The organism is Pectobacterium artocarpous (assembly GCF_046159765.1).
Classification (GTDB): Bacteria; Pseudomonadota; Gammaproteobacteria; order Enterobacterales; family Enterobacteriaceae; genus Pectobacterium.
In genome coordinates this window covers 18,894-37,647 of the sequence record NZ_JBJXVK010000030.1, presented here as the reverse complement: position 1 = coordinate 37,647, position 18,754 = coordinate 18,894, and the positions used below count along the sequence as shown (strand labels likewise).

The following is an 18,754-nucleotide window of genomic DNA, read 5'->3' as shown; positions in this document are numbered from 1 at the left end:
ATAATGGAAACGAAATATAACCCGCAAGATATCGAGCAGCCGCTCTACGAACACTGGGAAAAGCAAGGCTACTTCAAGCCGCACGGCGACACGAGTAAAGAAAGCTTCAGCATCATGATCCCGCCGCCCAACGTCACCGGCAGCTTGCATATGGGTCATGCTTTCCAGCAAACCATTATGGATACGTTGATCCGCTACCAGCGCATGCAGGGCAAAAATACCCTGTGGCAGGCGGGTACTGACCACGCTGGTATTGCCACGCAGATGGTCGTTGAGCGCAAGATCGCCGCAGAAGAAGGCAAAACGCGCCACGATTACGGCCGTGAAGCGTTCATCGACAAGATCTGGCAGTGGAAAGGCAAATCCGGTGGCAACATTACCAATCAGATGCGTCGTCTGGGCAACTCCGTTGACTGGGAGCGCGAGCGTTTCACCATGGATGAAGGCTTGTCCAACGCGGTGAAAGAAGTGTTCGTCCGTCTGTATAAAGAAGACCTGATTTACCGCGGCAAGCGTCTGGTGAACTGGGATCCGAAACTGCGCACCGCAATTTCCGATCTGGAAGTCGAAAACCGCGAAGTGAAAGGGTCAATGTGGCACCTGCGCTACCCGTTGGCCGATGGTGTGAAAACCGCCGACGGGAAAGACTATCTGGTCGTCGCGACTACCCGCCCGGAAACCATGCTGGGTGATACTGGCGTCGCCGTTAACCCGGAAGATCCGCGTTATAAAGATCTGATCGGCAAAGAAGTGATCCTGCCGCTGATTGGCCGCCGTATTCCGATCGTCGGTGATGAACATGCCGACATGAAAAAAGGCACTGGCTGCGTGAAGATCACGCCAGCGCACGACTTCAACGACTACGAAGTTGGCAAACGCCATCAGTTGCCGATGGTCAATATTCTGACGTTCGACGGCGATATCCGTCAGAGCGCCGAAGTGTTTGATACCAATGGCGAAGCCAGCACGGTTTACAGCAGCGACATTCCGGAAGCCTTCCAGGGTCTGGAACGTTTTGCCGCGCGCAAAGCGCTCGTCGCCGCATTCGATGAACTCGGCCTACTGGAAGAGATCAAGGCGCACGATCTGACCGTGCCTTACGGCGACCGTGGCGGCGTTGTCATCGAACCGATGCTGACCGATCAGTGGTACGTACGTGCTGCCGTGCTGGCAAAACCAGCGGTGGAAGCCGTGGAAGATGGCCGCATTCAGTTCGTGCCAAAACAGTACGAAAACATGTACTTCAGTTGGATGCGTGACATTCAGGACTGGTGTATCTCCCGTCAGCTGTGGTGGGGTCACCGTATCCCAGCCTGGTACGATGCGAACGGCAACGTCTATGTTGGCCGTACCGAAGCGGAAGTGCGTAGTGAAAACCACCTCGCGGATGATGTCGTTCTGAATCAGGACGAAGATGTACTGGATACCTGGTTCTCATCCGGGCTGTGGACATTCTCCACGCTGGGCTGGCCGGAGCAAACGCCGGATCTGAAAGCGTTCCATCCAAGCAGTGTAATGGTCAGCGGTTTCGACATCATCTTCTTCTGGATTGCCCGCATGATCATGCTGACCATGCACTTCATCAAAGATGAAAACGGCAAACCGCAAGTGCCATTCCACACCGTCTATATGACCGGCCTGATCCGTGATGAGGAAGGCCAGAAGATGTCCAAATCCAAAGGGAACGTCATCGACCCGCTGGATATGGTGGACGGTATTTCACTGGAAGCGCTGCTGGAAAAACGTACCGGCAACATGATGCAGCCGCAACTGGCGGAAAAAATCCGCAAACGCACCGAGAAGCAGTTCCCGAATGGCATTGAGCCTCACGGTACGGACGCCCTGCGCTTCACGCTGGCGGCGCTGGCTTCTACTGGCCGTGACATCAACTGGGATATGAAGCGTCTGGAAGGTTACCGCAACTTCTGTAACAAGCTGTGGAACGCCAGCCGTTTTGTGCTGATGAACACCGAAGATCAGGATTGTGGTTTTGGCGCAGGCGAGAAAGTGCTGTCGCTGGCTGATCGCTGGATTCTGGCGGAATTCAACCGTACGGTGAAAGCCTATCGCGAGGCGCTGGACGGCTATCGCTTTGATATTGCGGCGGGGATTCTGTACGAATTCACCTGGAACCAGTTCTGCGACTGGTATCTGGAGCTGACGAAGCCCGTGATGAACGGCGGTTCGGAAGCGGAACTGCGCGGTACGCGCCATACGCTGGTTACCGTACTGGAAGCGTTGCTGCGTCTGGCGCATCCAATTATTCCGTTCATTACCGAAACCATCTGGCTACGCGTTAAAGCACTGAAAGGTATTAGTGCCGACACCATCATGCTGCAACCGTTCCCAGAGTTCGATGCTGCGCAAGAAGATACGCTGGCGCTGAACGATCTGGAGTGGATCAAACAGGCGATTATCGCGGTGCGTAATATTCGTGCAGAAATGAATATCGCACCAGGTAAACCGCTGGAGGTCTTACTGCGTGCCCCCACAGCTGAAGCCCAGCGTCGTGTAGAAGAGAACCGTAGCTTCATTCAAACGCTGGCGCGTCTTGAAAGCATTACGCTGCTGCCTGCGGGCGACAAAGGTCCGGTTTCCGTCACTAAATTGATTGATGGCGCTGAGCTGTTAATCCCGATGGCGGGTCTGATCGACAAAGCGGCAGAGCTGGATCGTCTGGCGAAAGAAGTGGCGAAAATCGAAGCCGAGATTGGCCGCATCGAAAGCAAGCTGTCCAACGAAGGCTTTGTGGCGCGCGCACCGGAAGCGGTTGTCGCCAAAGAGCGTGAAAAACTGGACGGCTACGCCGTAGCGAAAGCCAAACTACTGGAACAGCAAGTGGTCATCGCTGCGCTGTAAGCGCTAACCGATTTTCAGCCGTAATAGGGTAAGTACAAAGGCCTCGTTGCAAAACGGGGCTTTTTATTTTTGCTCGAATAAAAAGTCTTTCAATTACAATCTATTCACTTCGCACTATGCAGGAATGGAGTAACACAATGAGCAACACGAAGCATGATGATGTCAGCAAATTTCTGAGCTACGTTTTACGGCACAAGCCCGAAGCCATTGGACTAACCTTGAACAGTGAAGGATGGGCAAATATTGCCGAACTGATTCGCTGTGCGGTAAAAGACGGGCGTATGCTAACCAGAGAAGTGATTCAATCCGTCGTCGGTAACAGTGACAAAAAGCGTTTTTCTATTTCAGCAGATGGGTTATCAATCCGCGCAGCACAGGGACACTCGTCAACGCAGGTCGATATGCGTTACGAGCCCAAAGTCCCACCCGAGTATCTTTACCACGGCACAGCAACCCGATTTATCGATTCAATCAATCAGCAGGGTTTGCGTCCCGGTTCACGTCAGTATGTGCATTTGTCTGCCGATGAGGTGACAGCGATAACCATCGGCCAACGGCATGGCAAGCCCGTGGTACTAAAAATAAAGACGCGGGAAATGCATCATCAGGGGTTCATTTTTTATCAGGCGGATAACGGCGTCTGGCTAACGTTAACGGTTCCCGTGCCGTTTATCGATTCCACACCATTTATGGATTGATGAGTGCGTACATGAATCGCCTGTCTTCGCTGCCCAACCAGCATGAGAGAAAACAGGCGATGGCGATCGGTTAACGATTAGCGGGCATCGGCCAGTGCAATGCTCTGGCGCAAGCCGGGCAGCACATTATCAATATCCATGTTTTCTCTTGCGATCTGGAAACGGGAAACAGACTGTTGCAGGTTAACAACCTGTTCCTGAAGCGCATTCGCCGAGGTTGCCACTTCTGATACCAATGATGCGTTCTGCTGCGTCACCCCATCCATCTGATTGATGGCGATATTGACCTGCGAAATGCCGCGGCTCTGCTCGCTGGAAGCGAGCGTGATCTCATCCATGATATCGACCACTTTTTTCACATCCATCAGTACTTCGTCCATAGTATTGCCGGCGACCTCAACCAGACCCGCGCCCTTTTCAATACGGCTGAGAGAATCATCGATCATGGTACCGATCTCTTTCGCTGCCGTCGCACTGCGGGCAGCCAGCATCCGCACTTCGGAGGCCACCACCGCAAAGCCTTTACCGTATTGACCCGCACGTGCAGATTCTACCGCCGCATTCAGCGCCAGCAGGTTGGTCTGGAAAGCGATACCGTCGATCACACCAACAATATCGGAGATTTTGGCAGAGCTCTGCTTGATGGAACGCATGGTATCCACGACTTCGGAGACGATATTCCCGCCCCGAGACGCAGAATGAGAGGCTTTCAGCGCCAGATCGTTAGCCTTACGCGTGCTGTCTTCGTTGTTTTGCACCGTCGACATGATCTGCTCCATACTTGAAGCCGTTTCATCCAACGAAGCCGCCTGCTGTTCCGTGCGACTGGAGAGATCGATGTTGCCGGAGGCGATTTCCTCAACCCCGACGCTGATCACATCGGTGCCGTTACGTACCACACGCACCATGTTTTCCAGACCGTCACGCATACGTTGAACCGCAGCAAACAACTGCGCGATTTCATTTTTTCCGCTGCTATCAATCTGCGCACACAGGTCGCCTTCAGCAATACGGTCAAAGACAGAAATAGCCTGATTTAGCGGTTTCACGATCATATTGGTCATCACAGACCAGGCCAGTGCCGCCAGCAGCAATGCACACGCGATCGCCGTGTACAGGATGATTTCCATCAGCGTCACACGCCCATTTGAATCCACGTAGGCTTCATCAATGCTTTTCAGCTTAAAGGCAACCAGTGCTTTAGAGGATTTATCAAACGCGGCATACAGCACTGTCGATTTCCCTGCACACTGGCGATATTCATCCAGATTGCCTGCGTTAAGCGCCGCAAAGGCTGGATCGATAAACTCCTGCATCAGCGTATTGCGCTTCTTGGCCATATCCGCAGAAATGACTTTTTCCTCGTCGGACTGCGGGTATTTCAGATATTCCTGCCATTTCTCGCTGGCACCATCCACTTTGGTTCTGGCACGTCGCAGCGCGACTTCAGCCGCCTCGATATCCCCTTTCCCCATTAATGATTCATACAGACGCAAATCCAACCGGCCACGCAACAACAGTTCAGTGCTGTCATTCAGCGCGACCAGCCCTGGTAGCACTTCCATATCGACACGAGCAAATGATTTGTTTCCTGACTGAACCGCAACCAGCCCCAAAACGCCGACAAAAAGCAGTAACGCCGCTAACAAAAACACCATCATGCTGAGTGCAGTACGGATCTTTATCTTACGAAACATAAATTGTCCCTGTGGTCTGAAATAAAAGAGGGTGAGCACCAACTTTACAGCGGAGCCGTTCTGTTATTTACGCAATAGTCGCTATATATCCAGACGTATTAATTTCCACGAACTGAAATGAATTCGTTATAAAAATAAATAAACGCATAAAGAAGACGATGACCGACAGAAATTAAACTCTCTGTCGGTCATTAGGATTTATTTTTTATTATTCTTCTGAGACGGATTTTTTTCTAAAAAATGTTGCAACTCATCTTTATAAAACTTCGCGGACATCATCGTGCCATGCCCGCTGGTGTCTTTACTCGCGGGAATAAGAAATAATGTCGCCTGCTTAATTTGCTTAAGATCATTCTCCAGGATGCCTGTTTCAACAGGATTACGTTCGTCATCCGCAGAGTTAATCACCAGAATAGGGGCCTTAATTTTATTCAGTTCTGGGGCGGCGTTATAATTTGCAGACGACCCCCAGATATAAATAAAGTCATTGGCATCGCTATTCGAAGGGGCCGCAAGGCGATCTTCGACCAATTTATCCGCCTGTGCACGCGTTGGCGCTTTGCTCTGATAGGCCAGGGTGCCGCCAGTGGTGGCGATGCTGAACATAATGCTGGCCGTTTTCAGCGTTGGCGGCTGTTGCGTGTAATCACCATTATTCCAGATCGGATCGTTCTTGATGGATTCAATCAGGATGCGACGCATCATCCAGTTGCGGCCAGACAGTTCATTTGGCAGAGACGCCATTGGTACCAGCGCATCCATCATGTCCGGGTATTTTTCACCCCAGAGCCAGGTTTGCATGCCGCCCATGGAATACCCCATTACCAGCCGCAGGTGGGTAATACCCAGTCCTTCTTTGACTAAGCGATATTGTGCCTGCACCATATCGTTATAATCATACTGCGGGAATTTCATCCCCAAGCCGTCTGATGGCTTAGCAGATTTTCCAGAACCAATGCTCTCCGGCATGATAATAAAATATTTGCTGCTATCCAGCGCTTGGCCCGGCCCGAACAACTCTCCGCCAAAACCGTTTGCGAGCAGCGCTTTAATCGGTTGGTTCGTTCCATGTAGCAATAAGACAGCAGGCTTGGTTTTATCACCGATCGTGTAATAGTGAATACGCAGATCTTTTAATTTTTCACCACTGTTGAAGGTAAATTTCGGCGCAACCCAGTCGCCTTCTTTGGGCTCAGGTACATTGGCCTGTGCATGCGTTAATGGTGCGAGCATTAACAGAAATGCGCCCAGCGCCCTTGATAGTATTCGATTAATCATAAATAACTCTTCGGTAACATGAAGTCATGAAGCCGCGATTCTAATGCCCATTAGGAAAAATCCCAATAAACGCAAGCTAACTAATAATAAAAAATGGATTATTATCTTGATTTTTTATTTATCGCGAGAGATTCTACAGACAGTTTTTAATAGGATGATATTTAAAGGATTCCTGCCTCAGCGCGTTACCCTGCTTCCCATCCTCTCAGCCTGAAACAGGCGAGGATAAAAACAGCAATGTGTGTATTTTTTGATCGATCTTCTAACGAAGAGAGGGTCGTGCGCGGTGATACCGCACACGATTGACATAAGGCGGGAGTCAGTTCGGGGTTGAGAATCGAAAGCAGATAATTAGTACTTATTCATCTCTCTTTCAATCGTTTTCAGCCGCTCATCCATATCCGGGTGCGTGCTTAGCCAGTCAGGCAAATCCAGCGACGCCACTTCATCATGGCTGCGGTCGTTAGCGACCAGAGCCTGATACATCGACTGTAGCGAACGCCCTTGCTGCTGCATTTCTGCGATTGCCCATGCGTCAGCCTCCCGTTCCATATCGCGGGAGAACTGCATCTCGTTGATGAAAGCGGCAGACTGCAACAAGGTATCCCCCACGCCACTGACATCTCCCGTCATCCACATGAACGTCAGCGATACCAGATCGTCACTGATAATCAGCCTGCCATCCGCCAGCATAAAGGCATTCGGCCCGATCGGCGCAGACATGATCTCCAGGCGCAGCAGTGTTTTATCTTCCCGCATATCAGGCGGCATAACCTGCTGAAACAGTGTTTGCATCGCCTGCTGGCACTCAACGGGCAGTTTGGAAGGCTTAAAATCACTGTGCCGTAACAGCGTCAGCGTGTTTTGCCCTAACTGCTGTTCGATAGCGGTAGGAATGCGTAGCGCCAGTGCAGAACTCACCCACGGCAACACCACATAAACATAGTTTATCACCATCAATATCGTGGCGAATAACGTGAGAATGACGCCACGTTTATGGCGTTCCAACCGGTGGACCGACCCCGGACGACGGCGTGCGGAATACCATGCGCGAAATGTAGGGTCGTCAGCGGAACAAAACGACCGCCACAGGAAACGTTAACATAAGAGGAATGGAACCCAGCGCATCGGAAACCGTGACCTGTTCCAGCGCAAATATCGTGTTCGATGACCCGGTATTCAACACCATCACCGAGCCGCTGTCCGTTAAATGAAGAGAAGCGGCCACGCGGGCCGCTAATCCGGGGTATTGATAATGCCCCTCAATATTCATATTCCTGCCTTATACTCGTCATACTTCAAGTTGCATGTGCGTTGGCTACGCTCAAATACTCGGCCCGTCGTGGGCCTCGCCCTGAAGGGCCGCTGCAAGCAGCGTTCAAATCTGCTCCCGGCAGATTTGTCACCCGAATCACTTACCTGAGTAAGCTCATCGCGATTCCTTCCCTTGCCGCCTTGCTGAAACTCGAATTATTTAGAGTATGTAACTTACAGGCCAACACCCAAATCGAGTGCCTGCACGGCTTCTTCGGCCAGTGCGCTGTTTGCTGTGTCCTGATGTGCCTGAACGTACAGCAGTTCGAGATCGCCTTCCACCGCTGTCGCATTAGCGATATAGCGTGCATGACGAATCTCTGCCACAGGTGCTGCCCAGCCCAGACAGAATAAATACCCAGAGTGATAACCGTTAATAACGCATTCACCAACCAAATTGCAAAATATTCCCCAGCCTTACCATGAAACTTCACGCGATGCTGCGTATTATTTTCTGAAGTATTCATAGTCATAGACCTTTCATCCTAAAATAAATAAGCCTAATAAAACGCTTAAAATCGTTACTGGCATAAAAAAATCGGCTTATTTAGTCATGTCTTGTTAACGACAAAAATAAAAGCTAACAGTAATTAAACAACCTCATAGTCTTATAAATCGTAAGGAATAGCGTTCCTAGATATTTATATCTTGAGATATTGCAGGAAATTTTACTTATATTTTAGATAATCCGAGTTTCACGGTGTCATGTTATGGCTTTAACAGTAGAAAATGCTAGCGTGTTAGTGTGGATATGGAATAAAAATCATCACAGATACCACTCGAAGCACAGCAGGAAGAACGGGTATAGGCGTTGCATCAATGTGGCCTGAAATGGTATTACAATCGACCAGAATCATTCCCCTTGTAAACCGTAGGAACAAGAGTACGTATTATGACAACCGCGACCTCCGCCAATCTTCAGGTACGCTCCATCACCGCGCGAGACGATGCTGCTATCGCTCAGGTCATTCGTCAGGTTTCCGCCGAATTTGGTTTGACGGCCGATAAAGGCTACACCGTTTCCGATCCTAATCTGGACGCGCTGTTTGCACTATATAGTCAGCCGCAAAGCGCCTACTGGGTGATTGAATACGAAGGCCGCGTGGTTGGCGGAGGCGGCATTGCGCCTCTGGTTGCAGGTGAAGAAGATGTGTGCGAATTGCAGAAAATGTATTTCCTGCCCGTCGCGCGCGGCAAAGGGCTGGCGCGTCAGTTAGCGATACAGGCGCTTGATTTTGCACGTCAGCACGGCTTTCGCCGCTGTTATCTGGAAACAACTGGCCATCTGACCAGCGCGATCCGGCTGTATGAGTCATTGGGCTTCGAGCCGATTCCGCACGCAATGGGCAACACGGGCCACATCGATTGTGAAGTAACAATGCTGAAGGTGCTGTAATAGACTGAAAGTACGGTAATAAGGCGTTGTCATGCCGAGTAAAAAACGCCGCAGGGTGTTCCTGCGGCATTTAGTGAGGCGTGTTCTTCGAGATTAATGACTTAATGGCGTTTACCGTCATCGTCTTCGTCATAAAAATCTTCATCATCCCCGTCTTCTTCGCCTTCACCATCTGGATCTTCGAAGTAGGTGCCCCAACCGTCGTAATTCACACCGTGGCGTTCTGCCAGCGCCAGTAGCTGTTCTACCTGTGCGTCGATCAGCTCCGCATTTAGCGCAACTTCACTGATAGCATCGCAGCACATCAGCAACACACCATCTTCCACTTCCAGCTCTTCCGCATCCGTCACTTCATAGCCCATCTTAAAGGCTTCTACAGCGACTTTTTCCAGCACTTCAAACTTCTCAGCAGAGAAATGGTGTTCAATGGTATAGAGCGCGTCAGGATCGCTGCCGTCATCCAGCAGTTCTTCGATGATCAGGCGTGTCTCTTCCCGTTGCTCTTCCAGTAATTCGCGGTTTGCCATGCCTCAGTCCTCATTAATCGACGTAATATTGCTTATTGTCCCACAGCCCTGCGGCTTGCTCCACCACAAAGTTTGATATCACCACTTGAATTTGAATAATTACACATATAAAGTGAATTTTAATTCAATCGATAGTTTTTTTATCCAATTGACATGCCCTAGATAATTCGAGTTGCAGGACAAAACGTTAACGTTTTGAACAACGCGAAGCGTTAGCCCTTTAGGGCGATGCTCAGTAATGAGCATCGTAACGCGGCAACCGCACGAATCCCCAGGAGCTTACCCAAGTAAGTGGCTGAGGTGAGTAAGAGAAGCCAACGCATATGCAGCTTGAAGTATGACGGGGATAGTGTTGAGCCACATGGAGATGTACATCATGCAACCGTTCTATAAGCGTCATTTTTTAAGGTTAATGGATTTTACCCCCGCAGACATTGCCAATCTTTTAGCCCTGTCAACGAAACTGAAAGCCGATAAAAAAAACGGGACAGAAGTCCGCCGCCTACAAGGTAAAAACATCGCACTCATCTTCGAAAAAGATTCGACTCGTACTCGCTGCTCTTTCGAAGTTGCTGCATACGATCAGGGTGCGCAAGTGACCTATCTCGGCCCAAGCGGCAGCCAAATTGGCCATAAAGAATCCATCAAAGATACCGCTCGCGTACTGGGAAGAATGTACGACGGCATTCAATATCGCGGCTACGGCCAGCAGATTGTCGAAATGCTGGCGCAACACGCGGGCGTGCCGGTGTGGAACGGGCTGACGAACGAATTCCACCCCACGCAGCTGCTGGCGGATCTGCTAACGATGCAGGAGCATTTGCCGGGTAAACCGCTATCAGAGATGACGCTCGTCTACGCGGGCGATGCGCGTAACAACATGGGCAACACCATGCTGGAAGCGGCGGCGCTGACCGGGTTGGATTTACGCCTCGTTGCGCCAAAAGCTTGCTGGCCGGACGCCGGTCTGGTGGCGGAGTGTCAGGCTGCGGCAGAACAAACCGGCGGCAGCATTACGCTGACGGAAGATATCGCCGCAGGCGTCGCGGGCGCAGATTTCATTTATACCGACGTTTGGGTTTCCATGGGGGAACCGAAAGAGACCTGGCAGGAGCGTATCGCGCTGCTAAAACCGTATCAGGTGAACATGGCGATGATCGCCGCGACGGGTAACCCGCAGGTGAAGTTTCTGCACTGTCTGCCCGCGTTCCATGACGATCAGACGACAATGGGTCAGCAAATGGCGGAACAGTATGGTCTGCACGGTGGAATGGAAGTCACGGATGAGGTCTTCGAATCCGCGCACAGCATCGTGTTCGATCAGGCAGAAAACCGCATGCACACCATTAAAGCGGTGATGGTCGCCACACTGGCGTAAGATTAAGGTTTACTTCCCTCCCCAGCATGGGGAGGGATAGGCTTCACGGCGGTTTATCCCACCAACGACGCGTCGATTTTCACCACGGCTTTGCGCACGTATGCTGGCTCGCCAATGGCACACAGCGGTTTGTGCACTTCACCTGGGAAGAAAACAACAAAATCCCCTTCCTGCATCACAAACTGTTTTTCCTGCTCGCCCGCAGCCAGGAAGGCAATGTCTTTATCCGCCAGCCAATCGGTATCCGGATTGCCCGCTGGCAGGTTACTGAAGGTCATCCCTTCCACACCGGACAGCACAATCTGGATGTCCAGATATTTGGCATGATACTCAGCACGGCGTTTTTCCAGCAGATCGGTGCTGTCGTTAGAGATCAGCACAAACACGCTGTTGCCCTCAATATCATGCTTGCCCAGCGGCGTGTCTGCCGTAATATTTTGCTTCACGTATTCAATTGCTTCACGCAGTTTGGCTGGTAGATAAGACACCAGTTCAAGGTGGTGGACATTACCAGTAATCATAAAAAACCCCGTTGATAGAAAAAATGAAACCCTATTTTATAATCCTTATACTCTCCAAATATGCCCACCGCCAGCGCGTTAATACAAAAAAGTGAACTGCCCACCACTCTTCCTCATCGACTACCTTCCCTCTGCGTACGTTATGCATGCCGCACCCTATCCGCAACCGATTGCGATGCGTAAAAAACCACGTTTTCTGCTTGAAATAGCCTAGTCGGCGCGTATAATTCCCGACAGTTTGCCGGGAGGGGTCATGCGTCGTTACACCAAAACATCCGCTGCTTATGTTGGTTCTCAACCACAACTGCCATCCGGCAGCCAGCCAGCGTTTTCCTTTCCGTTGCTCAATCATTCCATTAAGAAAGCCCCTCAATGAGGGGCTTTTTTTTGTGCCCTATCGTCCACAACGTCCCCCTTGCAGGTCGTCACGTTGTGGCATCAACAAGCAAATCAGGCATTTTTGCCGACAGCTCGGGCAGCCAGATACGACATTTCCTGTTTACTCGTGAGGAGAAAGACAACATGGTCAATCCGCTCTATCAAAAACATATTATTTCGATTAATGACCTCAGTCGGGAAGATTTGGAACTGACGCTGCGTGTCGCCGCCAGCCTGAAAGCCAAGCCCCAGCCGGAGTTGTTAAAACATAAAGTGATTGCCAGCTGTTTCTTCGAAGCCTCCACCCGAACGCGTTTATCCTTTGAAACCGCGATGCATCGTCTCGGCGCCTCCGTCGTCGGTTTTGCCGACAGCAACAACACATCGCTAGGGAAAAAGGGCGAAACGCTGGCCGACACCATTTCCGTGATCGGTCAATACGTGGATGCCATCGTGATGCGTCACCCGCAGGAAGGTGCTTCCCGTCTTGCGACTGAGTTCTCCAACGGTATTCCGGTATTAAATGCAGGTGATGGCGCAAACCAGCACCCGACGCAGACGCTGCTCGATTTATTCACCATTCAGGAAACGCAAGGTCGGCTGAACAACATCAATATCGCGATGGTCGGTGATTTGAAATACGGCCGCACCGTGCATTCACTCACGCAGGCGCTGGCGAAGTTTGAAGGTAACCGTTTCTACTTCATCGCTCCGGATGCACTGGCGATGCCGGACTATATTCTGAGCATGCTGAAAGAGAAAAATATTGCTTACAGCCTGCATAACAGCATTGAAGATGTCGTCAGCGAGCTGGATATACTGTACATGACGCGCGTGCAGAAAGAGCGTCTGGATCCGTCCGAGTACATCAACATCAAATCCCAGTTTGTCCTGCGCGCTGCCGACCTGCATAGCGCCCGCCCGAATTTGAAAGTGCTGCACCCACTGCCGCGCGTCGATGAGATCACCATTGATGTAGATGCCACGCCCTACGCCTATTATTTCCAGCAGGCGGGCAACGGCATTTACGCCCGGCAGGCGCTGCTGGCGCTGGTCCTGAATCGCGAACTGGTTCTGTAAGAGGAAGAAACCATCATGACACACGATAATAAATTACAGGTTGAAGCGATCAAACGCGGTACGGTGATTGACCACATTCCCGCACAGGTGGGTTTTAAGCTGCTGACGCTGTTTAAACTGACCGCGACAGACCAGCGCATCACGATCGGCCTGAACTTACCGTCCAACCACCTTGGACGTAAAGATCTGATCAAGATCGAAAACGTCTTCCTGACCGAACAACAGGCGAATCAACTGGCGATCTACGCACCGCAGGCTACCGTCAATCAGATTGATGACTATGACGTTGTGCGCAAACTGGTTCCGACGCTGCCAGAGCACATTACTGGTGTGCTCATCTGCCCGAATAGCAACTGCATCAGCCGCAGCGAACCGGTATCTTCATCGTTCAGCGTTAAGCAGCGCGACGGCGACGTTCACCTGAAGTGTAAGTACTGCGAGAAAGAGTTTGAGCGTCAGGCGGTGCTGCAAGATCGTTAGTTTTCTGCTTTGTCCCGCGATGGACATTGCCTGCGGCGGGGCTTTTTTGAATAATGGCTATGTCCGCGTAATGCCGATCGTTTAAGGATCGAGATACCGGGGCGACCACGGCGTGAAGCATCCCTGCGGGAACCTCATCACCGTGTTTCCCTATAAATTCATGCTTGAGTGATTGGCATTCGGCGTCCGTGTTCCTTTTACCCCCCATCAAGGAGATACCATGTCACGCATTATCAGCACTGAGCACGCCCCTGCCGCCATCGGCCCCTATGTTCAGGGCGTCGACCTCGGCAGCATGATCATCACGTCTGGCCAGATTCCGGTAAACCCGAAAAGCGGTCTGGTGGCAGATAACATCACCGCTCAGACCCGTCAGTCACTGGAAAACGTCCAGGCGATTGTGGAAGCCGCTGGCCTGAAAGTTTCCGATATCGTGAAAACCACGGTATTCGTGAAAGACCTGCACGACTTCACTCTGGTGAATACCACGTATGAAGCCTTCTTCAACGAGCACGATGCTCCGTTCCCGGCCCGCTCTTGCGTTGAAGTTGCACGCCTGCCAAAAGACGTGAAGATCGAAATCGAAGCGATCGCCGTTCGTCGCTAACTTTTGCGATTGTATTGGATTGTATTGATCGTCCCCTAACAAGACGCACCATCGTGGCTGCGTCTTGTTGATTTTTAGCCCTTTTCTCCCCTCATTTCAGTGCAGGCACGTCGCCCTACGCACCAATACAGGGCAAAATTCCTCGCATTATTTGCTAACAACGTGCTTTTTCAAAATGGCGCATTTTATGCATTGTCCTATTATCGCTATTAAGCGTGATGCTGGGGATGACAATGATAAAAATGAAGCTTCCGACTGCGCCTTATTACGACGAGATGCTCTCGTCCGAAGGCAAACAACGTCAACACTACAATTCTTATTGGCAGTGGCTACAGCAAACCGACCAGCAGGCCATCCGACAAAAGAAGGAGCAGGCAGAACTGCTCTTTCACCGCGTCGGTATTACCTTTAACGTTTATGGCGAAGAAGGCGGTACCGAGCGTCTCATACCGTTCGATAGCGTACCGCGCATTATTCCCGCTCACGAGTGGCAATTACTCGATCGCGGTATTCGTCAACGGGTACAGGCGCTGAACGCGTTTCTCTACGACATTTATCATCAGCAGCACATTCTCAACGCGGGCATTATTCCCCGTGAACAGGTGCTGGCGAACGAGCAATATCAGCCCTGTATGCAGGGGGTAAACCTGCACAACAACATTTATGCCCATATCACCGGCATTGATATGGTGCGCAACAGCGACGGGAATTATTACGTGCTGGAAGACAATTTGCGTACCCCATCCGGCGTCTCTTATATGCTGGAGAATCGCAAAATGATGATGCGTCTCTACCCGGATTTGTTTGCCAGCCAGCACATCGCTCCCGTCGAACGCTACCCTAGCTACCTGCTGCAAACGTTGCGTGAAAGTACACAGGTCGACGATCCCACCGTGGTCGTGCTGACGCCGGGCCGTTTCAACAGTGCCTACTTCGAACACAGCTTTCTGGCACAGCAAATGGGCGTCGAACTGGTAGAAAGCGCGGATTTGTTCGTCAAAGCGGGTGCCGTCTATATGCGCACCACAGAAGGGCCTTGTCAGGTGGATGTGATTTATCGCCGTGTCGATGATGCCTTCCTTGACCCGTTAGCATTTCGCGCCGATTCGATGCTGGGGGTACCCGGTCTCTTATCCGTTTATCGTGCGGGTGGCGTCGTTTTAGCGAATGCCGTCGGTACTGGCGTTGCCGACGATAAATCCATTTATCCCTATGTGCCAGAGATGATCCGCTTCTATCTTTCTGAAGAACCGATCCTCAGCAACATTCCCACCTGGCAGTGTCGCGATCCGAAAGATCTCCGCTATGTGCTCGATCATCTGGACAGTATGGTGGTGAAGGAAGTCCACGGTGCAGGCGGCTACGGCATGCTGGTCGGCCCACGCGCGACACGTCAGGAAATCGAGACGTTCCGTCAGCGTTTACTGGCGCACCCACACAACTATATCGGTCAGGAAACACTGGCGCTCTCTACGTGTCCGACGTTTATCGATGATGGCTTAGCACCTCGTCATATCGATCTTCGCCCCTTCGCCCTCTCCGGCGAGGAAATCCGTTTGATTCCCGGCGGCCTGACACGCGTTGCCCTTACCGAAGGGTCTCTGGTCGTCAACTCCTCACAAGGTGGTGGAACCAAGGACACCTGGGTCATGGAAGGAGACGAATCATGCTAAGCCGCACCGCAAGTGAACTGTATTGGATGGCTCGCTATCTGGAACGGGCGGAAAGCCTTGCTCGCGTGCTGGATGTAACCTACAAGCTCTCGATGATGCCGAGCCACAGTCAGCAACAACACGATCTGGCATTGCCGCTAAATCTGACGATGACGCATGAATTATTTCAGCAGCGCTACGCCCAGTTTTCCATGAACAACCTGCTGAATTTCTTCGCACTGGACAACCAGAACCCGAGCAGAATCTACAACTGTATCGAGATGGCGTGGAATAACGCACACGCCGTACGTGGCAGCCTCTCTTCCGAGGTGTGGGAATGCATCAATACTACCCGCATCGACATTCGCAATCTGCGGCATCAGGGTGTGGATACCATCGGGATTGATGCGTTTTTTGACTGGGTAAAAGAGCGTTCTCATCTGTTTCGCGGCGCGATGTTCGGCACGCTGCTGCGCAATGATGCCCAGTGTTTTATCCGTCTTGGTACGCTGATTGAGCGCGCCTATGCGACCGCACAGTTACTGAATATTAAACACCAGCAGCTCCATAACGACCCCGATCCGGTACGTGAGTATTATCGTCTGGATACCCTGCTGAGAGCGGTGAGCGCCCGCGAAGCCTATCACAGCCTCTATCGCCAGCCGATCAGCCCGGAAACCGTGACCGAACTGCTCGTCTTGCGTGAGGACATACCGCGCTCTCTGCACGCCTGCGTCAGCGATCTGGTTCTGCAACTCGAAGCCATCGGCAGCCAGCGCGCCAGAGTGCCGCAGCGGCTTGCCCATCTGCTACACGTCGAGCTGCGTTTCAGCACGCTGGACGACATTTTGGCGCAGGATCTCCCCACCTATCTCAGCCACTTTATCGGCAAAATTAACGAATTGGCTGACAGCATCCGTCACACCTATCTGGAGGCGTTATGAAACTGACCATCAACCACCTCACGCACTACCGCTATGATGAAGAAGTGAAATTCAGCACCCAGTATCTGCGCCTGACGCCGCAAGATTCCGCGCACCAAAGAATACGTGAATGGAAACTGACCCTGCCTGTTCCCGCCGTTCAAACCACGGATGCCTATGGTAATGTGTTGCATGTGCTAACGCTCGACCACCCACACCATGACATTACGATTCATGCAGAAGGCGTCGTTGATATCATCGACAGTGGCGAAAGCGAAAATCCAAACGAACAGGACGCTCTGTCACCGCTGGTTTTTTTACGCATGACGCCGCTCACCGAAGCCGACGACAATATTCGGGCGTTTGCGCAGCGTTATTATCGCCAGGATGCGCCGGAAGAAAGCCTGAATACGCTGATGGCGGAATTGCAGTTGAAAATGCCGTATACTCCTGGCGCAACGCAGGTTCAGGATAGCGCCGCTGCCGCGTTTGCCATGCAGAAAGGCGTTTGTCAGGATCATACTCATGTCTTTCTGGCCTGTTGCCGCAGCCTGGGTATCCCGGCGCGCTATGTCAGTGGCTACGTATACAGCCAGGATACCAAGCATGTTGCGATGCATGCCTGGGCAGAAGTCTGGCTGAACGAGAAGTGGCAAGGATTCGACATTACCAACGGCACCCGCCAACTCCACCAGCATCTGTGGCTGGCTGTGGGGATAGATTATCTGGATGCTTGCCCGGTACGGGGAACGCGGCTGGGAGGCGGATGCGAAGAGATGTTTTCAGAAGCTGAAGTACGTTTGTTTGCACGGCAACAGCAGGTACAGCAGCAACAGTAGAATTTTTAACAAAAAGGTACTTTATGACGTACTGCGTCGCCATGTGTCTGTCTGACGGTCTGGTTTTTGCTTCCGACTCCCGTACCAATGCAGGCGTTGACCACATTGCAACCTTCAAAAAGCTGCATGTTTTTCAACACGACGCAGAACGGGTTTTCGTGATCCAATGCGCGGGGAATCTGGCAACGACGCAAAGTATCATCAGCCTGCTCAGTGCCCGAATCAATGCGCAACACACGCCGAATCTGATGCAGATGGGATCGATGTATGATGCCGCCATGCTGCTTGGGGAAACCGTGCGGGAAGTCATCCACCGTGATAGCAACGCACAGCAAAATGGCAGCAACACCAACTTCGGCTGTAACCTGCTGCTGGGCGGGCAAATCGGCGGTGACACACATCGGCTATTTCATATTTATCCCGAAGGCAACTTTATTGAGGCAACGCCGGATACTCCCTACTTCCAAATCGGCGAAAGCAAATACGGTAAACCGATTATCGATCGTGTATTAACCATGGATACGCCGTTGGAACAAGCCATGTGCTGTGCGCTGATTTCCATCGACTCCACGCTGCGCAGCAACCTGTCGGTCGGCTTGCCGTTGGACGTCATGATATACCGCACCGATAGCTTTGACAGTAGCGAGCAACAGCGCATCACTGAAAACAATGCTTATTTTTCCACTATTCGTAAAGCATGGTCTGAAGGACTGCTAAACACGTTCCGTCAGCTTCCCCCTTTCCCAGACAGCAAACCGTAATCTGCCCCGCATTGGCATTCGGTAGTCACCATCACGATTGACTCCCGAATGCCGAAAATTTCAGATATTTCTGTCTTTTCCCGCTCGCTGATAATAAAAACGCCCCTGACCACTCCACCAGACCGCGTCCCACAAGCCTTCACGGATGCAGCACCCAACTTGATTAAATTTCGATCAAGCTCGATTTATCTACTAGCTAGGAATTTCTTTGCTCTGTGTCAATTTTTCAGCGATAAAAGCGCAAACACCCCTACACAATTTCAATATATAGTGCCTATTCTATAAACATGACCTACATATAGTGTTTATCCACAGTATCATCCACAGCCTCCTGTAACCCTTGTCGGCCAGGGATTTCGCCTGTGG

At 51.5% G+C, this 18,754-nt stretch carries 15 protein-coding genes and 3 pseudogenes; 11 read left to right on the top strand and 7 right to left on the bottom strand.

Annotated features, from left to right (window positions below; genetic code table 11):
* Positions 1 to 3: 3 nt before the first annotated feature.
* Positions 4 to 2,859, top strand: a complete 2,856-nt coding sequence (locus ACKQAD_RS17840; protein WP_409161353.1) for a valine--tRNA ligase — start codon at positions 4 to 6, stop codon at positions 2,857 to 2,859.
* Between the two features lie 137 nt (positions 2,860 to 2,996).
* Positions 2,997 to 3,557, top strand: a complete 561-nt coding sequence (locus tag ACKQAD_RS17835) for an RNA 2'-phosphotransferase (RefSeq protein WP_409161352.1) — start codon at positions 2,997 to 2,999, stop codon at positions 3,555 to 3,557.
* 77 nt (positions 3,558 to 3,634) lie between these two features.
* Here the strand turns inward: ACKQAD_RS17835 and ACKQAD_RS17830 are convergent, their stop codons facing one another.
* The 5 genes and pseudogenes from ACKQAD_RS17830 to ACKQAD_RS17810 all read right to left on the bottom strand — a co-directional run.
* A complete protein-coding gene (locus ACKQAD_RS17830) occupies positions 3,635 to 5,254 on the bottom strand; it encodes a methyl-accepting chemotaxis protein (RefSeq protein ID WP_409161351.1) in 1,620 nt (539 codons plus the stop codon).
* A 198-nt stretch (positions 5,255 to 5,452) separates the two neighbouring features.
* Positions 5,453 to 6,532, bottom strand: coding sequence for an alpha/beta fold hydrolase (locus ACKQAD_RS17825; RefSeq protein ID WP_409161350.1), 1,080 nt, complete (start codon positions 6,530 to 6,532; stop codon positions 5,453 to 5,455).
* A gap of 351 nt (positions 6,533 to 6,883) precedes the next feature.
* A pseudogene (locus tag ACKQAD_RS17820) lies at positions 6,884 to 7,805 on the bottom strand (M48 family metallopeptidase).
* 215 nt (positions 7,806 to 8,020) lie between these two features.
* Positions 8,021 to 8,191: pseudogene (locus ACKQAD_RS17815) on the bottom strand (DUF898 family protein); the annotation flags it as partial.
* A gap of 48 nt (positions 8,192 to 8,239) precedes the next feature.
* A pseudogene (locus ACKQAD_RS17810) lies at positions 8,240 to 8,313 on the bottom strand (hypothetical protein); the annotation flags it as partial.
* Positions 8,314 to 8,738: 425 nt separating this feature from the next.
* On the opposite strand from ACKQAD_RS17810, the gene ACKQAD_RS17805 reads away from it, so the two are divergent.
* Positions 8,739 to 9,242: a GNAT family N-acetyltransferase gene (locus ACKQAD_RS17805; RefSeq protein ID WP_409161349.1), complete on the top strand. Its 504-nt coding sequence runs from the start codon at positions 8,739 to 8,741 to the stop codon at positions 9,240 to 9,242.
* A 101-nt stretch (positions 9,243 to 9,343) separates the two neighbouring features.
* On the opposite strand, the gene rraB is transcribed toward ACKQAD_RS17805, so the two are convergent.
* Positions 9,344 to 9,769: a ribonuclease E inhibitor RraB gene (gene rraB, locus ACKQAD_RS17800; RefSeq protein ID WP_271875850.1), complete on the bottom strand. Its 426-nt coding sequence runs from the start codon at positions 9,767 to 9,769 to the stop codon at positions 9,344 to 9,346.
* Positions 9,770 to 10,145: 376 nt separating this feature from the next.
* Here rraB and argF point away from each other — a divergent pair, with 376 nt between their 5' ends.
* Positions 10,146 to 11,147 (top strand): ornithine carbamoyltransferase, encoded by a 1,002-nt coding sequence (argF, locus tag ACKQAD_RS17795; protein WP_409161348.1) that lies wholly within the window; start codon positions 10,146 to 10,148, stop codon positions 11,145 to 11,147.
* Between the two features lie 53 nt (positions 11,148 to 11,200).
* Here the strand turns inward: argF and ACKQAD_RS17790 are convergent, their stop codons facing one another.
* Positions 11,201 to 11,668 (bottom strand): NanQ anomerase/TabA/YiaL family protein, encoded by a 468-nt coding sequence (locus ACKQAD_RS17790; RefSeq protein ID WP_409161347.1) that lies wholly within the window; start codon positions 11,666 to 11,668, stop codon positions 11,201 to 11,203.
* Between the two features lie 522 nt (positions 11,669 to 12,190).
* On the opposite strand from ACKQAD_RS17790, the gene pyrB reads away from it, so the two are divergent.
* The 7 genes from pyrB to ACKQAD_RS17755 all read left to right on the top strand — a co-directional run bounded on the left by pyrB (position 12,191) and on the right by ACKQAD_RS17755 (position 18,388).
* Entirely contained in the window at positions 12,191 to 13,126 is a 936-nt protein-coding gene (gene pyrB / locus ACKQAD_RS17785; RefSeq protein WP_409161372.1) for an aspartate carbamoyltransferase, read from the top strand.
* A 15-nt stretch (positions 13,127 to 13,141) separates the two neighbouring features.
* Complete coding sequence (pyrI, locus tag ACKQAD_RS17780) at positions 13,142 to 13,606, top strand: aspartate carbamoyltransferase regulatory subunit (protein ID WP_271875846.1); 465 nt, start codon at positions 13,142 to 13,144, stop codon at positions 13,604 to 13,606.
* Between the two features lie 220 nt (positions 13,607 to 13,826).
* Entirely contained in the window at positions 13,827 to 14,213 is a 387-nt protein-coding gene (gene ridA, locus ACKQAD_RS17775; protein WP_409161346.1) for a 2-iminobutanoate/2-iminopropanoate deaminase, read from the top strand.
* A 233-nt stretch (positions 14,214 to 14,446) separates the two neighbouring features.
* On the top strand, positions 14,447 to 15,886 hold the full coding sequence (locus ACKQAD_RS17770) for a circularly permuted type 2 ATP-grasp protein (RefSeq protein ID WP_409161345.1): 1,440 nt from the start codon (positions 14,447 to 14,449) through the stop codon (positions 15,884 to 15,886).
* On the top strand, positions 15,880 to 16,809 hold the full coding sequence (locus ACKQAD_RS17765) for an alpha-E domain-containing protein (RefSeq protein WP_409161344.1): 930 nt from the start codon (positions 15,880 to 15,882) through the stop codon (positions 16,807 to 16,809). Before ACKQAD_RS17770 ends, ACKQAD_RS17765 begins: the two co-directional genes overlap by 7 nt.
* The gene (locus tag ACKQAD_RS17760) at positions 16,806 to 17,627 is read left to right on the top strand and encodes a transglutaminase family protein (protein ID WP_409161343.1); all 822 of its coding nucleotides are present in this window, start codon (positions 16,806 to 16,808) and stop codon (positions 17,625 to 17,627) included. The genes ACKQAD_RS17765 and ACKQAD_RS17760 overlap by 4 nt, the downstream gene beginning before the upstream one ends.
* Before the next feature lie 23 nt (positions 17,628 to 17,650).
* Complete coding sequence (locus ACKQAD_RS17755) at positions 17,651 to 18,388, top strand: proteasome-type protease (RefSeq protein WP_409161342.1); 738 nt, start codon at positions 17,651 to 17,653, stop codon at positions 18,386 to 18,388.
* Positions 18,389 to 18,754 lie beyond the last annotated feature (366 nt).

Coding starts and splice junctions, on each gene's coding strand:
- ACKQAD_RS17840 (WP_409161353.1), top strand. CDS start 4: ATGGAAACGAAATATAACCCGCAAGATATCGAGCAGCCGCTCTACGAA.
- ACKQAD_RS17835 (WP_409161352.1), top strand. CDS start 2,997: ATGAGCAACACGAAGCATGATGATGTCAGCAAATTTCTGAGCTACGTT.
- ACKQAD_RS17830 (WP_409161351.1), bottom strand. CDS start 5,254: ATGTTTCGTAAGATAAAGATCCGTACTGCACTCAGCATGATGGTGTTT.
- ACKQAD_RS17825 (WP_409161350.1), bottom strand. CDS start 6,532: ATGATTAATCGAATACTATCAAGGGCGCTGGGCGCATTTCTGTTAATG.
- ACKQAD_RS17805 (WP_409161349.1), top strand. CDS start 8,739: ATGACAACCGCGACCTCCGCCAATCTTCAGGTACGCTCCATCACCGCG.
- rraB (WP_271875850.1), bottom strand. CDS start 9,769: ATGGCAAACCGCGAATTACTGGAAGAGCAACGGGAAGAGACACGCCTG.
- argF (WP_409161348.1), top strand. CDS start 10,146: ATGCAACCGTTCTATAAGCGTCATTTTTTAAGGTTAATGGATTTTACC.
- ACKQAD_RS17790 (WP_409161347.1), bottom strand. CDS start 11,668: ATGATTACTGGTAATGTCCACCACCTTGAACTGGTGTCTTATCTACCA.
- pyrB (WP_409161372.1), top strand. CDS start 12,191: ATGGTCAATCCGCTCTATCAAAAACATATTATTTCGATTAATGACCTC.
- pyrI (WP_271875846.1), top strand. CDS start 13,142: ATGACACACGATAATAAATTACAGGTTGAAGCGATCAAACGCGGTACG.
- ridA (WP_409161346.1), top strand. CDS start 13,827: ATGTCACGCATTATCAGCACTGAGCACGCCCCTGCCGCCATCGGCCCC.
- ACKQAD_RS17770 (WP_409161345.1), top strand. CDS start 14,447: ATGATAAAAATGAAGCTTCCGACTGCGCCTTATTACGACGAGATGCTC.
- ACKQAD_RS17765 (WP_409161344.1), top strand. CDS start 15,880: ATGCTAAGCCGCACCGCAAGTGAACTGTATTGGATGGCTCGCTATCTG.
- ACKQAD_RS17760 (WP_409161343.1), top strand. CDS start 16,806: ATGAAACTGACCATCAACCACCTCACGCACTACCGCTATGATGAAGAA.
- ACKQAD_RS17755 (WP_409161342.1), top strand. CDS start 17,651: ATGACGTACTGCGTCGCCATGTGTCTGTCTGACGGTCTGGTTTTTGCT.